13 protein-coding genes are annotated in these 15,393 nt (G+C 65.4%); 6 read left to right on the top strand and 7 right to left on the bottom strand.

The annotated features are described in order from the left end of the window. Positions 1-102 precede the first annotated feature (102 nt). From DFR45_RS10925 to DFR45_RS10910, 4 genes are all read left to right on the top strand, one after another. Complete coding sequence (locus tag DFR45_RS10925; protein ID WP_114483773.1) at positions 103-1,278, top strand: ABC transporter substrate-binding protein; 1,176 nt, start codon at positions 103-105, stop codon at positions 1,276-1,278. Between the two features lie 75 nt (positions 1,279-1,353). Beyond that, the gene (locus tag DFR45_RS10920; protein WP_114483772.1) at positions 1,354-2,238 is read left to right on the top strand and encodes a branched-chain amino acid ABC transporter permease; all 885 of its coding nucleotides are present in this window, start codon (positions 1,354-1,356) and stop codon (positions 2,236-2,238) included. A 12-nt stretch (positions 2,239-2,250) separates the two neighbouring features. Continuing rightward, the gene (locus DFR45_RS10915; protein WP_114483771.1) at positions 2,251-3,246 is read left to right on the top strand and encodes a branched-chain amino acid ABC transporter permease; all 996 of its coding nucleotides are present in this window, start codon (positions 2,251-2,253) and stop codon (positions 3,244-3,246) included. A 388-nt stretch (positions 3,247-3,634) separates the two neighbouring features. Continuing rightward, positions 3,635-4,060: an Hsp20/alpha crystallin family protein gene (locus DFR45_RS10910; RefSeq protein ID WP_114483770.1), complete on the top strand. Its 426-nt coding sequence runs from the start codon at positions 3,635-3,637 to the stop codon at positions 4,058-4,060. 118 nt (positions 4,061-4,178) lie between these two features. Here DFR45_RS10910 and miaA read toward each other — a convergent pair whose 3' ends face one another. The 7 genes from miaA to DFR45_RS10875 all read right to left on the bottom strand — a co-directional run bounded on the left by miaA (position 4,179) and on the right by DFR45_RS10875 (position 13,903). Beyond that, positions 4,179-5,168: a tRNA (adenosine(37)-N6)-dimethylallyltransferase MiaA gene (miaA, locus tag DFR45_RS10905; RefSeq protein WP_114483769.1), complete on the bottom strand. Its 990-nt coding sequence runs from the start codon at positions 5,166-5,168 to the stop codon at positions 4,179-4,181. Further along, on the bottom strand, positions 5,165-6,379 hold the full coding sequence (locus DFR45_RS10900; protein ID WP_114483768.1) for a multidrug effflux MFS transporter: 1,215 nt from the start codon (positions 6,377-6,379) through the stop codon (positions 5,165-5,167). The genes miaA and DFR45_RS10900 overlap by 4 nt, the downstream gene beginning before the upstream one ends. A 70-nt stretch (positions 6,380-6,449) precedes the next feature. Next, positions 6,450-7,793 carry an NADP-specific glutamate dehydrogenase gene (gene gdhA, locus DFR45_RS10895; RefSeq protein ID WP_114483767.1) on the bottom strand — a complete coding sequence of 448 codons (1,344 nt, stop codon included), beginning with the start codon at positions 7,791-7,793 and terminating at the stop codon, positions 6,450-6,452. A 113-nt stretch (positions 7,794-7,906) separates the two neighbouring features. Continuing rightward, a complete protein-coding gene (locus tag DFR45_RS10890) occupies positions 7,907-9,163 on the bottom strand; it encodes a TolC family protein (RefSeq protein ID WP_114483766.1) in 1,257 nt (418 codons plus the stop codon). A 44-nt stretch (positions 9,164-9,207) separates the two neighbouring features. Next, positions 9,208-9,546: a DUF3240 family protein gene (locus DFR45_RS10885; protein WP_114483765.1), complete on the bottom strand. Its 339-nt coding sequence runs from the start codon at positions 9,544-9,546 to the stop codon at positions 9,208-9,210. Further along, positions 9,543-12,635, bottom strand: a complete 3,093-nt coding sequence (locus tag DFR45_RS10880) for an efflux RND transporter permease subunit (RefSeq protein ID WP_114483764.1) — start codon at positions 12,633-12,635, stop codon at positions 9,543-9,545. The genes DFR45_RS10885 and DFR45_RS10880 overlap by 4 nt, the downstream gene beginning before the upstream one ends. 2 nt (positions 12,636-12,637) lie before the next feature. Further along, complete coding sequence (locus DFR45_RS10875) at positions 12,638-13,903, bottom strand: efflux RND transporter periplasmic adaptor subunit (RefSeq protein ID WP_114483763.1); 1,266 nt, start codon at positions 13,901-13,903, stop codon at positions 12,638-12,640. 263 nt (positions 13,904-14,166) lie between these two features. Here DFR45_RS10875 and DFR45_RS10870 point away from each other — a divergent pair, with 263 nt between their 5' ends. Then, positions 14,167-14,679: a GbsR/MarR family transcriptional regulator gene (locus tag DFR45_RS10870; RefSeq protein WP_114483762.1), complete on the top strand. Its 513-nt coding sequence runs from the start codon at positions 14,167-14,169 to the stop codon at positions 14,677-14,679. Positions 14,680-14,682: 3 nt separating this feature from the next. Continuing rightward, positions 14,683-15,084, top strand: a complete 402-nt coding sequence (locus tag DFR45_RS10865) for a DUF2946 domain-containing protein (RefSeq protein WP_114483761.1) — start codon at positions 14,683-14,685, stop codon at positions 15,082-15,084. Positions 15,085-15,393 lie beyond the last annotated feature (309 nt).

The following is a 15,393-nucleotide window of genomic DNA, read 5'->3' as shown; positions in this document are numbered from 1 at the left end:
GCGGCTGGAGGATGAGCGAGCGGGGGCATGGACGGTCATGGTACGAAATTATTGCGCCAATCAAGGAATCCATGATGGTTTCGAACGTTTACTTACCACCGCATTGCCCTTGCATGCCTGCTGGCCGCTGTCGGCAGCAGCGCCGCCGTGGCGCAAGACAAGGTCAAAATCGGCTACATCTCCGACATGTCCAGCCTTTACGCCGACGTCGAGGGCAAGAATGGTGCGGTCGCGATCCAGATGGCGATCGACGATTTTGGCGGCAAGGTGCTCGGCATGCCGATCGAACTGCTCACCGTCGATCACCAAAACAAGGCCGACATCGCCGCCGCGAAGGCGCGCGAATGGATAGACACGCAGGGGCTGACCATGGTGTTCGGTGGCACCAATTCGGGCGCCGCACTCGCCATGGCCAAGGTCGCACAAGAGAAAAAGCGCGTGTTCATCAATAACGGCGCCGGCACCTCGGCCCTGACGAATGAACAGTGCAGCCCCTACACCGTGCACTACGCCTACGATACCGTGGCGCTGGCCAAAGGCACGGGCGGCACCATCGTCGAAAACGGTGGCAAGACCTGGTTCTTCCTGACGGCCGATTACGCGTTCGGCCACGCGCTCGAGGCCGACACCAGCGCCATCGTCAAGGCCAAAGGCGGCACCGTGCTAGGCTCGGTGCGCCATCCGTTGAATGCGTCGGACTTTTCCTCGTTCCTGCTGCAGGCGCAGAACTCCAAGGCGCAGGTGCTGGGCCTGGCCAATGCCGGGGGTGACACGATCAACTCGATCAAGGCCGCCAAGGAGTTCGGTATCACCAAGACGATGAAGCTCGCCGGCCTGCTGATTTTCTTCAGCGACATCCACAGCCTGGGCCTGCGCAACACCGAAGGCCTGCAGTTCACCACGAGCTGGTACTGGGACATGAACAACGAGACGCGCAAGTTTGCCGACCGCTTCATGCAGAAAACCAACCGCCGCCCGACCGAAATCCAGGCTGCGGACTACTCGGCCACGATGAACTATCTCAAGGCTGTGGAAGCCGCCAAGAGCATAGACGCTGACAAGGTCATGGCAGCGTGGCGCAACATGAAGATGAACGACTTTTTCGGCTCGGGCTACCTGCGAGCCGACGGTCGCTACGTGCACGACATGTACCTGATGCAGGTCAAGTCGCCCGCCGAATCCAAAGGCACCTGGGACTACTACAAGCTCATCAAAAAGCTGCCGGGCGAACAGGTGTTCACCACCAAGGCCGAGAGCAAGTGCGCGCTCTGGAAGTGACCCCGCGTCGCCGCGGCGCGCCGGCATAAACCGATTGGCCGGCGCGCCCCCTCCACACCTTTTTGCAGCGAATCCATGCAAATCTTCGGCGTCTCTTTGCCCGGCCTGTTGAGCCAGCTCTTGTTGGGACTGGTCAACGGCTCTTTTTACGCCATCCTCAGCCTGGGGCTGGCGGTGATCTTTGGTCTGCTCAATGTCATCAACTTCGCGCACGGCGCCTTGTTCATGATGGGCGCGCTGTTCACCTGGATGGCAGCGACCTATTTCGGCGTCAACTACTGGGTGATGCTGCTGGTTGCGCCCTTGCTCGTGGGGGTTTTTGGCGTGCTCATCGAGCGCCTGCTGCTGCGCTGGATCTACAAGCTCGACCACCTCTACGGCATGTTGCTCACGCTCGGGCTGACGCTGCTGGTCGAAGGTTTTTTCCGCTCCATCTACGGAGTGTCGGGCCTGGGTTACGACGCGCCGGAATTGCTGCAAGGGGCCACCGACGTCGGCTTCATGATGCTGCCCAATTACCGCGTCTGGGTGGTGCTGGCCTCGCTGACCGTGTGTCTTGTCACCTGGTTCGTGATCGAAAAAACGCGCCTGGGCGCCTACCTGCGTGCCGGCACCGAGAATCCGCGGCTCGTGGAAGCCTTCGGCGTCAACGTGCCGGTCATGATCACGCTGACCTACGCCTTCGGTGCCGCGCTCGCCGCGTTTGCCGGCGTGCTCGCTGCGCCCGTGTACCAGGTCACACCGCTCATGGGACAAAACCTCATCATCGTCGTGTTCGCGGTGGTGGTGATCGGCGGCATGGGCTCCATCCTTGGCTCCATCATCACGGGGCTGGGCCTCGGGGTGATCGAAGGTTTCACCAAAGTGTTCTACCCCGAAGCATCTTCCACCGTGGTTTTCGTCATCATGGTCATCGTCCTCCTGATCCGCCCCGCGGGCCTGTTCGGCAAAGAAAAATGAGGGGCTGACGGCATGACTTTCCACCGCATTTCCATCCTCGGCTACAGCCTGCTGCTCGTGGGCTTGCTGCTCGCACCGCTGCTGGGCGCCTATCCCGTATTCATGATGACGCTGCTGTGCTTTGCACTGTTTGCGTCGGCGTTCAACCTGCTGCTGGGCTACACCGGCATGCTGTCTTTCGGGCATGCAGCGTTTTTTGGCGGCGCGGCCTACGTTGCCGGCCACGCGATCAAGGTCTGGGGCCTCACGCCCGAAGTCGGCCTGCTGCTGGGCACGGCCAGCGGCGCCTTGCTGGGGCTCATCATGGGCTACCTGGCTATACGTCGCCAGGGCATTTACTCGACCATGATCACGCTGGCGCTGGCGCAAATGCTGTTTTTCGTGTGTTTGCAGGCGCCCTTTACGGGCGGCGAAGACGGCCTGCAGGGCGTGCCGCGCGGCAAACTCTTTGGGCTGCTCGACCTCAAGAACGATCTGCTGATGTATTACGTCGCTCTTGTCGTGGTCGTGGCGGCTTTCCTGCTGATCGTGCGCACCATCCATTCACCGTTTGGCCAGGTGCTCAAGGCCATCAAGGAAAACGAGCCGCGTGCGATCTCGCTGGGCTACGACACCAACCGTTTCAAGCTGCTGGCGTTCGTGCTCTCTGCGGCGTTGGCAGGGCTGGCCGGCTCGCTCAAGACCTTGGTGCTCGGCTTTGCCACGCTCAGCGACGTGCACTGGTCGGCTTCAGGCCATGTGGTGCTGATGACCCTGGTCGGCGGGCTTGGCACACTGGCAGGGCCGCTCGCGGGCTCCACCGTGGTGGTGCTGGTCGAAAACAAGATCGGCGAACTCGGTTATTTCCTCGCGAGGCTGACGGGCGTGGAGTGGTTTCAGACCCTGGGAGAGTCCGTCTCCATCATCACGGGCCTGATCTTCGTCGTGTGCGTGCTTGCGTTCCGCCGCGGCATCATGGGAGAGTTCGTCGCCTGGATGAGCCGCCGACGCGCAGCGATCCAAAAATAGCCTAGTGTAGTGTTCGACGCTATCTGCGACATAAAACCGCGTCTTTTCGGCCTGGGCCGCGTCGCAAATCCTCGCGATACCACCCGGTATCGCTGCGGATTGCGCCTTGCCCAGACCAAAAATCCATCGGTTTTATTTGTCGCATCAAGCATCAAACACTACACAAGCGCCACATGCCCTGCGACTGGGCATCAGCCATTGTTTGATATAAGTCAAGTCGATGCTTTTGGATGAAGCAATTGGTTCTTGAAATGGCGTTCATCGCTGCCATTTGATTTGCATCTTCATCGGTTGCATGCGTGTGTTTTTGACATGCATGACCGGTGAGGCAGATGCCGATGGTCGGCGTGTTTTTGCCTATGTTTCACAGAACCAAAGGAGTTTCATCATGAGTTCTCTCGTCCCACGCAGCATTTTCGACGACTTTTTCAAAGATTTGGCGCCGGCTTTTTATGTACGTCCTCTGTCTGGCGATCTATTGCCAGATCCTTCCAAAATCAAAATCGACGTCAAAGAGGACGATGCTGCATACACCGTGCATGCAGAAATTCCTGGGGTTTCCAAAGACGAAATCCAGGTGTCTATCGACGGTAATGTCGTGAGTTTGCGTGCAGAGAAGCAGCAAAAAGAAGAAAAGAAAGAAGGCGAAAAGGTTTTGCGTTCCGAGCGCTACTATGGCGCCATCGAGCGCAGCTTCCAATTGCCCACCGAAATCGATTCGGCACAGGCCAAGGCCAAATACGAAAACGGCGTTCTGACGCTCACCCTGCCCAAGAAGCAATCGAGCGCAGCGCAGCGTCTGAAAATCGAATAAAAGCTAAAAAGGCCGCTGCTTTTTGATTTTTCCACGACTTACGCAAATCGGGGTCAGGCAAGGCGCTCGCCCCATGGCGCAACGCTTTGCTGCATCCTTGTTTGCGTAAGTCTAGTTTTCAAAAACGCAGCCGCTGCATCACTGCCTGCACCAAGTGGTCTATGGCCTTCGTCTGGTCGCAAGCAATGGTGTGGCGCTCGGGCATGGCGCGCAGCCAGGTGATCTGACGTTTGGCGAGTTGGCGCGTGGCAACGATGCCACGCTCGCGCAAGTGCGCTAAGTCGAGGGGGTTACCGCTCATTGCCTCGGCGTCGAGCGCCTCCCAAGCCTGACGGTACCCCACGCTGCGCATCGAAGGCAGGTCGGCGTGCAGGTCGCCGCGCGCACGCAAGGCGCGCACTTCGTCGAGAAAACCCGCTGCGAGCATCGCATCGAAACGCTGCGCGATGCGCTCGTGCAGCCAGGCGCGGTTTTGTGGTTCTAAAGAAAAAAGGGCTGTAGCGCTTGCTGGATCTGCGCTGGCAGCTCTTTTTTTGTGAGTTTGCAGGGTCGAAAGCGGCTGGCCCGTCAATTGCCACACCTCGAGCGCGCGTTGGATGCGCTGGCTGTCGTTGGGGCTCAGGCGCGCGGCCGTGGCCGGGTCTATGCGCGCGAGTTCGGCATGCAACGCGGGCCAGCCGAGCGCGGTGGCACGTGCGTCGATGGCAGCGCGCACGCTGGCGTCGGCCGGGGGCAGGGCATCCAGGCCCTCGAACAAAGCCTTGAAATACAGCATGGTGCCGCCCACGAGCAGGGGCAGGGCGGCGCGCGCGCGAATTTCGGCGATCAGCCTGCGGGCATCGTGCACGAACTCGGCGGCGCTGTAGGTTTGGCTTGGCTCGCGGATGTCTATCAGGTGGTGCGGCACCTCAGCGCGCTCGGCCAGCGTCGGCTTGGCGGTGCCTATGTCCATGCCGCGATAGACCAGCGCCGAGTCCACGCTGATGATCTCCACCGGCATGTGCGGCGCAAGCGTTTGCGCCAAGGCCAGCGCCGCCGCAGTCTTGCCCGAGGCCGTGGGCCCGGCGATCGCGAGCACGGGCAGGGGGTTGGAGGAAGCAGTCGTCATGCCGCTTGGGGCTCGCCAAACCGCGGCACCAGCGTCCAGGCGATGACTGCCAGCGCCACGGCACTTACCCCAATCCCTTGCACGAGCGGCCACACGCTGCCGTCGAGGTGCGCGCCCACCCAACGGCCGATGCCAAACGCGACCAGCATGGTGATGCAGCCGTTGCAGGCCGATGCCACGCCGGCAGCCTGCGGAAAAGGCCCGACCGCGCCCGTCTGCCCGCAAGGCTGGTGGATGCCGTGCCCCAGCATGAATAGGTAAAACGGCGCGAGCAAGGCCCAGGCCTGGTGCCATCCCAGCAAGGCCACGATGGCGACCAGGCCACCACCGCAAAGGCTCAGCAGGCCGCCGATGGCCACCGTGCGCCGCAAGCCTACGCGCAGCAGCAGGCGCCGGCACAACAAGGTGCCCAGCAGATAAGCGAAGGCGTTGGACAGCAGCGCCGCGCCATATTGCGTGCGCGTGAGCCCCAGCACGTCGATGAACACGAACGAAGAAGCCGCCAAAAAGGTGAAAAGCCCGCCATAGCTCGCCGTGGTCAGCAGCGAGAACGCCCAGAACGTGGGGTGGCGCAACACCTGGGCCCAGGTGCGCACGAGCACGGCCGGCTGCAGCGCGCGCGGGTTGCGCTGCAGCAGCGTTTCGGGCAAATAGCGGGCAATCAGGCCGAGCGTCATCAGCGCATAGACGCCAAGCGCCGCAAGCGCCGCGCGCCAACCCAGCCATTCCGTCAGCAAAGCACCGAGCAGCGGGCTCAGGCACGCGACCACGCCCAGCCCGGTGAGCGCCTTGGACATGGCGCGCGCGCCCGCCAGCGGCAGGTACAGGTCGCGCACGATGGCGCGCCCCGTCATCACGACGGCGCCCATGGCCGCGCCCTGCACGACGCGCCACGCAATCAGCCATGCCATCGAGGGCGCCGCCACACATGCCACGGAAGCCGCGCAGTACGCCGCCAAACCCGCGAGCAAGATGGGGCGGCGCCCGTAGCGGTCCGACAGCGGCCCCCACAGCAGTTGCGTGCCGCCGAAGGCCAGCAGCAAGCCGCTCAGGCTCAGCTGCGCCGCCGCCACGGGCGCCGCAAGGTCGCGCGTGAGCGCGGGCAGCGCAGGCAGGTACAAGTCAGTGGTGACGGGCTGGATGCTCAGCAGCAGCGCCAGCAGGACGATCGCAAGGCCTGGGTGCAAGGCGGTTGAAGGGGATGCTGGCATGCGCCTAGCGTAGCAGACAGACGCCGCGCGCAGCCTGCGCTGACGCGCGCCGCACGCCTTACAGCACGCCTTACAGCACGCCTTGCGCGAGCATGGCGTCGGCCACCTTGACGAAGCCTGCGATGTTCGCGCCGTCGAGGTAGCTCACGCTGCCGTCAGGGCGCTGGCCGTATTGCAGGCAAGCCTCGTGGATGCCTTGCATGATCTGCAACAGGCGCGCATCGACTTCCTCGCGCGGCCAGGACAGGCGTGTGGCGTTTTGGCTCATCTCGAGCCCCGAAGTGGCCACGCCGCCCGCGTTGCTGGCCTTGCCGGGCGCATAGAGCACGCCGGCGGCCTCGAAAGCCTTGGCCGCTTCGATCGTCGAAGGCATGTTGGCGCCTTCGGCGACACAGAGCACGCCATTGCGGATCAGCGTTGCTGCGTCCTTTTCGTCGAGCTCGTTTTGCGTCGCGCAGGGAAGGGCGACATGCACGGGCACATGCCAGGGGCGCACGCCGGGCTCGAAATGTGTGCCCGTGCGCTGCGCGTAGTCGCTCACACGGCCGTAGTGGTGGTTTTTCACGTCCATCAGGATCGCGAGCTTTTCGGGCGTGAAGCCCTCTTCGTCGATCACCGTGCCGCTCGAATCGGACACCGTGACCACCTTGGCGCCGAGCTGCATGGCCTTTTCGACCGCGTACTGCGCGACGTTGCCCGAGCCGGACACCGACACGCGCAGCCCCTCGAAGGTGCGGCCCTTGCGCTTGAGCATTTCGTTGGCGAAATACACCGTGCCGTAGCCCGTGGCCTCGGGGCGGATCAGCGAGCCGCCAAACGACAAGCCCTTGCCGGTGAACACGCAGTCCGCGCGGTTGCTGAGCTTTTTGTACATGCCGGCCATGAAGCCCACTTCGCGCCCGCCCACGCCGATATCGCCCGCAGGCACGTCGGTGTCCGAGCCCACGTGGCGGAACAGCTCGGTCACGAAAGCCTGGCAAAAGCGCATCACCTCGCCGGGGCTCTTGCCCTTGGGGTCGAAGTCGGAGCCGCCTTTGCCGCCGCCCATGGGCAAGGTGGTGAGGGCATTTTTGAAAGTCTGCTCGAAGGCCAGAAACTTCAGCACCGACAGATTGACCGAGGGGTGAAAGCGCAAGCCGCCCTTGTAGGGGCCGATCGCCATGCTGTGCTGGATGCGGTAGCCACGCTGCACCTGCACACGCCCATGGTCATCGACCCAGGAGACGCGGAACATCACCACGCGTTCGGGCTCGACCAGACGTTCGAGCAAGCCGTGCTCGGCATAACGCGGGTGCGTGCTGATGAACGGCCACAGGCTTTCCATGACCTCGGTGACGGCTTGCAGGAATTCGGGTTGGCCGGGGTTGCGCTGCGCCACGTGGGCCAGGAAGCTGCCGACGGATTCGTATGGCATGGGCGGGTTTTCTCCAGAGAGGTTTGTGACGGAAAAATGAGAAAAGCCGCCCATTATGTCGAAAAAACATGAGGGAATGCCTTATTTTGGTGCGTTTGCACCGATTCATTGCATCAATGCGCACCTTCTTCGTGCAGCGCCCAGAGATGGTGCGCATCGAGCAGCAGGCGTGCCTGCGCCTGCATGGCGTCGAGCGCAGCGGCGTCGGCCGCGAGCTGCGCTTCGAGCGCATTGCGCCGCGCCAGCAGCAGGTCGGCGAGCGGGCTTTCGCCGAGCTCGTAGGCGCGCGCCTGCAGTTGCGCGCTTTGCGCGATCTGCTGCCAGGCACGCCGCAATTGCTGCCAGGTGGTGCGCGTTTGCTGGGCCTCGCTCGCGGCGCGCCATGCGTCGGTGGTGACGCGCTGGCGCGTGCGCTCGTACTCCTGCTGCGCCATTTCGGCCTGCGCGGCAGCGGCCTGCGCGTCGGCGCGGCGGCCTGCGCTGCCCAGCGGGATCGAAAGATAGGCGCCCCAGATGCGCTCTTCGCCGCTGCGCTCGCGCCGCGCGCGCACGCCCACCGTGGGGTCGCCCGTGCGCTCCTGCTCGGCGCGGCGGGCCTGCAGGCGCGCTTGCGCGGCGCGCGCCTGCGCGAGTTCGAGCTCGTGGTTGTCGGCGAGGATTTTTTGCGCCCAGTCGGGCACCGCAATGTCGGCGCCATCCAGAGCAGCCTCTTCAAGGCCGGCGTCGCTGGGCAGCGGCAGGTCCGGGTATTGGCGCTGCAAGGCTTGCTGCAGCAGCTGCGCCTGGGCGCGCGTGCGCACGGCCTGCGCCTGGATGCGCGCGGCTTCGGCCTGCGCGGCCAGGGTGTCGAGCTTGGCGGCTTCGCCAGCCTGCACGCGGCGCTCGATGGCGGAAAGCTGCGCCTGCGCGAGCTCGGCCTGCGCTTGCAGCACCTTGGCGCTGTGCAGTTCGCGCAGCGCATCGAACCAGTCGCGCAGCAGCGTGCGCGCGGCCTCGTGCCAGGCGTCGGCGTAGGCAAACTGGCCGATTTGCAGCTCGGCCTCGCCGATTTGCTCGTCGGTGCGCAGCTTGCCGGGCCAGCGTAGCCCGGTTTCGACGCCGATTTCTTCTTCGTTAAAGCGCTTGCCCTGCGGGGCTACGCGGCGGTCGTAAGCCGTTTTGGCCACCCAATCGTGGGGGCCGGCGGCAAGGCGCTGCTTGCGCGCCTGCGCGAGGTCCATGCCGGCCGCGGCGGCGCGCACCTGCGGCAGGCTCGCGAGCACTGCGCGCACGCTGGCTTCGGGCGGCAGCACGGGCGGCGGGGTTTGCGCCGCGGTGGCCGTCCAAACGCCCGCTGCCGCCAGCGCCAGACACAGCGCGCGCAAGTTCATGCAAGGGCGCAGGACTGCGGAAATGCAAAACTTCAGGCGGAATCTCACGCAATGTCTCCCAAACGTCCAAAAGCCAGCAGGGGCACGATCCAGTAAGTGATTTGCGGGCTCGGCAGGTGTTTTTTCAGGGCTTGCAGCAAGGCGGGCACGTGGTCTTGCCGCAGTGCCACCTGCACCAGCACGCGCCGCGCGCGGCCCGTGACCTGCTCCATGGAAGAGGGCAGGGCGACCTGCGCGCCCACGCCTTGCGCCTGCAGCACGGTGAACCCCGGCACCTGTTCGGGCAGGGCCAGCAGCGCGTCGAGCAGTTCTTCTTCCAGCGCCTGCGGCAGCGCCAGCGTCAGCAGGCAGTCGGGCGCCACGGTGGTTTGCTTGCGGCTCATGCAGCCTCCTGGGTCGTGGCCGGCTTGGCGCGGTGCGCGGCCGGGTCGAAAAAGCGCCGGTACAAAATCGGCAGCACCACGAGCGTGAGCGCCGTGGAGCTGACCAGCCCGCCTATCACCACCACTGCGAGCGGGCGCTGGACTTCGCTGCCCGGCCCGGTCGCCAGCAGCAGCGGGATCAGGCCCAGCGCGGTGATGCTGGCCGTCATGAGCACGGGGCGCAGGCGGCGCAATGCGCCCTGGCGCACCACGTCTTCGATGGGCAGGCCGCGCGCTGCGAGCTGGTTGAAGTGCGTGACCAGCACCAGGCCATTGAGCACCGCGATGCCCATGAGCGCGATGAAGCCCACCGAGGCCGGCACCGACAGGTATTCGCCCGAAATGGCCAGCGACACCACGCCGCCGATGAGCGCGAGCGGAATGTTCACGAACACCAAAATTGCCTGCGGCAGGCTGCCCAGCGTGGCAAACAGCACGCCCACGATCAGCGCCAGCGCCACCGGCACCACCATCGAAAGGCGCGCGGCGGCGCGCTGCTGGTTTTCGAACTGGCCGCCCCAGGCCAGGCTGTAGCCCGCGGGCAGCGGCACTTTTTGCGCCACGGCGGCCTTGGCTTCTTCGACGAAACCCACGAGGTCGCGCCCACGCACGTTCGCGCGCACCACGGACATGCGCATGGATTTTTCGCGCTCTATCTTCACGGGGCCGTCGATCACCTCGAGCTGCGCGATCTGGCTCAGCGCCACCGTGCGCCGGTCGGCCAGCGGCAGGCGCAGCTGCGCGAATTGGGCGGGCGACAGGCGCAGTTCCTCGCTGCCGCGCACCACCAGCGGCACGCGGCGGATGTCCTGCATCACCACGCCCACGCGCTGGCCCTCGACCAGCGCGCGCAGGTCGTTTTGCACCTCATCCACGGTGAGCCCGAGCCTGCCCACGGCCACGCGGTCGATGGCGATGCGGTAATACTGCACGCCGCCGTTTTGCGCCGTGAGCACATCTTCGCTGCCGGGCAGGGCCTGCACTGCCTGCACGATCTGCGCCGCAAGGCGCGAGAGTTCGTCGGCGTTGGGGCCGAAAATTTTGATGGCCAGATCGCCGCGCACGCCCGAGAGCATTTCCGAGGTGCGCATTTCGATCGGCTGCGTGAAGCTCAGGTTCACGCCCGGAATCGCCCCGGCGGCCTTGCGGATCGCGTCCACGAGCTCCTCCTTGGTCTGAAAGCGCCAGGTTTCGCGCGGCTTGAGCACCAAAAAGGTATCGGTTTCATTGAGCCCCATAGGGTCCAGCCCGAGCTCGTCCGAGCCCACGCGCGCGACGATGCGCTGCACCTCGGGCACGGCTTCGAGGATGCGCCGCTGTAGCGCCATGTCGGTGGCGGCGGACTGCGCAAGGTTGATCGAGGGCAGCTTTTCCACCTGCATGATGATGTCGCCCTCGTCCAGCGTGGGCATGAACGACTTGCCAATGAACGGAAACAGCGCCGCCGCGCCCGCGAGCGCGAGCAGCGCCGCGACGATGACCACGCGCGCATGGCCCAGCGCCCAGTGCAGCAGCGGTTGGTACGCGGCTTCGAGCTTGCGCACCAGCCAGGGGCTGCCGTGGTGCGCGCCCTGCGGGAGCGCCACCGAGGCCAGCACCGGGATCACGGTGAGCGAGAGCAGCAGCGAAGCGCCGAGCGCAAACACGATGGTCAGCGCCACCGGGCCGAACAGCTTGCCCTCCAGCCCCTGCAGGGTCAAGAGCGGCAGGAACACGATCATGATGATCAGCACGCCCGCGGCCACCGGCGTGGCCACCTCCTGCGTGGCGCGGTAGAGCATGTGCAGGCGCGACACGCTGCGCTCGCCCTGGCGCGCCTCGATGTTTTCCACCACCACCACGGCGGCATCGACCAGCATGCCGATCGCGATCGCGAGGCCGCCCAGCGACATCAGGTTGGCCGACAGGCCCCATTGCTGCATGAGCACGAAGGTGGCCAGCGCCGACAGCGGCAGGATCAGGGCCACCACCAGCGCCGCGCGCAGGTTGCCCAGAAACAGCAACAGCAGCACCAGCACGAGCACGATGGCCTCCTGCAGCGCCTTGGTCACCGTGCCCACGGCGCGGCCTACGAGGTCGCCGCGGTCGTAAAACGGGCTGAGAGTCATGTCTTTGGGCAGGCTGGCCTGGATCTCCTGCAGGCGGTCTTTCACGTCCTGCACGAGCTGCTTGGCGTTGGCGCCGCGCAGGCTCAGCACCAGCCCCTCGACGGCTTCGCCGCGGCCGTTTTCGGTCACCGTGCCGTAGCGCGTGAGCGCGCCCAGCTGCACCGTGGCCACGTCGCCCACGCGCACGGCGTTGCCGCCGCGCTGCGTGATCGCGATGGCGCGCACGTCGTCGAGCGCGCGGATGCTGCCGTCGCTGCGCACCAGCAGCGACTCTTCGCCGCTCGAGAGGCGTCCGGCGCCATCGTTGCGGTTGTTGGCCGCGAGCGCGTCCTGCAGCTGCTGCAGCGACACGCCGCGCGCGGCCAGCGCCGCCACGTCGGGCACCACCTCGAAGGTCTGCACCAGCCCGCCCAGCGTGTTCACGTCGGCCACGCCGGGCAGATCGCGCAGGCGCGGGCGCACCACGTAGTCGAGCACGCGGCGCTTTTCGGCCAGACTCGCCGGCCCTTCGATGGTGAACATGAAGGCTTCTCCCAGCGGCGTGGTGATGGGCGCGAGCCCGCCCGTAGTGCCTGCAGGCAAGTCGCCCATCACACCCGCGAGCCGCTCGCTGACCTGCTGGCGCGCCCAGTAGATGTCGGTGCCGTCGGCAAAGTCGAGCGTGATGTCGGCGATCGCATACTTGCTTTGCGAGCGCAGCATCACCTGGTGCGGAATGCCCAGCAGCTCCTGCTCTATGGGCGCGACGATGCGCGTTTCGACCTCGGCGGGCGTCATGCCCGGTGCCTTGAGGATGATCTTGACCTGCGTGGTCGAGACGTCAGGAAAGGCGTCGATCGGCAGGTCGCGCAGCGCCAGCACGCCTGCGGCCAGCAGCCCCAGCGTGAGCACCGCCACGAGCAGCCGCTGCGCGAGCGAAAAGGCAATCAGGCGGGACAGCATCGTCACTCCTCAGCGCCCATGCCCAGCCACGCGCCCTTGAGCGCGGCGAGGCCGCGCACGGCCACCTCGGCGCCGCTGCGCAGGCCCGCCCGCACGAGCACCTGGGCGCCGCTTTCGCTGGCCACCTCGATCGGCGTGGGCACGAAGCCCTTGGGGGTTTTGACGAACACGTAGGCGCGGCCCTGGTCGCGCACCACAGCTTCTGCAGGTAATGCGAGCAAAGCGCCCGTGGATACTGCGTGAGAAGCTCCTGAAGGCGTAGCGCCTGGGAGCACCGTGGCCTGCACGAACTGGTTTGCGCGCAGGCAGTCCTCCTTGGCGTCGAAGTCGGCGCGCAGCTGCACCATCTGGTTGCCTGCATCCACCTGCGGCACGATGGCCGCGAGGCGCGCGGGCGCCTTGCAACCCGGCACGCGCAGCAAGTCGCCCACTTGCAGGCTTTGCGCCTGCGCCGGCGTGGCCTGCAGGCGGATCGCCCACTGCCCGCTGCGCGCGAGCTTGGCCACGGGCATGCCGGCCTCGAGCCGCTGGCCGGGCGCGGCCTGCACCTCGAGCACCGTGCCTGCCGCCGTGGCGCGCACCGCGAGCGCGGGCTGCAGCTGAGCGCCCGTGGACGCCGCCCCGGCCAGGCGCAGCGCCTGCTGGCGTTCCTGTACGTTGAGCTGCGCGAGCCGATGCTGGGCGCGGCTGTCTTCGAGCCGAAAGCCCGCGATGATGCCCTCGGCATGCAGCTTTTCATCGCGCGCCAACCGGCTCGCAGCAAGCCGCTCCTGCTCTTTGGCCTGTAGCAGATCGCGCTGCCAGGCGACGAGCTCGGGGCTCAGCAGCTGCGCCACCGCTGCGCCGGCCTTGACCTGCTGCCCCGCGCCGACGTACACGCGCTGTACCACCCCGGCCAAAGGCGCGCTGAGCACTTCGACGGCCTGCGGCGGCAGCTCCACCGTGCCTTGCAGCACCATACCCGCGGCCGCGCCCGCTGCAACAGGGGCCACCACCTGCGTGCGCACGCCCGCGGCCTGCGCCTGCGCAGCGCTCCAGGCGATCGGAGCCAGGCCAGGGCTTGCGGCATTTGCTGCGGAACTTGCTGCGGCAGCGGAGGAAGCAGGCTTGCTTGCGGCCGAGGCCGTTGCTTTGGTTGCTGCGGGATTCGCTGGCGTCTGTGGCGTTTGCTGCGGCTGCGCGGCTTGTACGCCGCAGGCCGCAGCCGCGCCTAGCGATGCGGCAAAAAATACGCGCCGCGCCCAGCGTGTGGGCAAATGCGTTGGCATGTGGAAAACCCCTGTCGTTATGGCTCGCGCCACAGTGGCGCATAACGCGTGAAGATAAGGGCTCAAGCTGAAGGCAAGATGAACCCACGAATCCGCGGCGTCGCCTGGCAGCCGAGCACAATGCAAAAAATACAGCGCCCAATGCTTGAGCAGAAACGGTGATTGCTTAGAATTCAGTCTTTCCTGAAACTTGCGAACATTCAACGGTGTCCCCTCTGACGGTGTCCCCTCTTATCGAGTCCTTCATTGCACATTTCGGTGAGATGGGCAGCCGTTGGGGCATCAACCGGACGGTGGGACAGATATATGCCCTGCTGCTCGTCTCGGAGAATCCGCTCCATGCGGACGACATCGGCGATACGCTGGGCATTTCCCGCTCCAACGTCAGCATCAGCCTGAAGGAGCTCGAAGCGTGGCAGCTGGTGAGGCGCACACGTAAGCTTGGTGACCGGCGTGAGTATTACGGCACCTTGGGCTCCGTGTGGGACATCTTCAAGGCGGTGGCGGCAGAGCGCCGCCGGCGTGAAGTGGAGCCCACGCTGAGCATGCTGCGCCAGGCCCTGCTGGAACCAGCGGCGAGCACCTCCGAACATTACGCGCTGGAGCGCATGCGGGAGATGTACGAGTTGGCCGAACTGGCCAACAACTGGTTCGATGAACTGCAGCGTCTTTCACCGGAATCACTGCTCCAATTGATGCGCCTGGGCAGCAAGGTGCAAAAGCTGCTGACGCTCAAGGAGCGTACCGTGGTGGCACTGAACGGAATGGGCGGCTGAGCGATGCGCACGGGCGGCTGGCTGCACAGACGACTGGCATGGCTTGCGCTGTGCGCGCTGGTTTTTGGCGCCTTTGCACCGACCATCTCCAAAGCCCTCGCCGCTGCGCAGCCCTCGGTCTGGGTCGAAGTCTGCACCACGAGCGGCATACAGCGCATATCCGTGGACCAGAACGCTCCCCTGGATGCGTCCAAGAAGCAGCAGGACCTTCCCGCGGCAGCGGATGTCCATTGCGGCTATTGCCTGCTGCAGGCACATTGCCCTGCCGTGCCATCAACGCCCCATGCCGTAACAGTCGTGGCGGCGGCGTCCGACCGCCTGCCCGTGGGCGGCGGCGGCACGACACTTCCCAAGCGCTTCACCCGAAGCGCGCACCACCCGCGGGCTCCGCCTGCTTTCTCCTGAGATCGATCGAACGTTTGTGCCGGCGCGCTCTTTTGCGTACGGCGCCCGTCCGTTCCCGTCCGCGCCCTGCTTTCATTCCTATCCTGGGCGTACGGGATGGTTCAACCTGTCCTGGAGAAATTGCATGCACATCATCACGGTGCTGCGTCTGATGACGCACATCAATATCGGCGCGACCTTCGCGTTGCTGGCCTGGCTGGCAATGCACCTTGCTTCGCAAGGAGGTGTCTGATGCTGCACTGGTATTCCCCCCGTGGCGCCCGGCGCGGCCTGCTGCTTGCTGGCATCACTGCGGCACTGTGGCTGGGC

The sequence above is a fragment of the Extensimonas vulgaris genome (assembly GCF_003337425.1).
Classification (GTDB): Bacteria; Pseudomonadota; Gammaproteobacteria; order Burkholderiales; family Burkholderiaceae_C; genus Extensimonas; species Extensimonas vulgaris.
The sequence above is the reverse complement of the archived record's forward strand: the minus strand, read 5'-3'. Positions and strand labels throughout refer to the sequence as shown.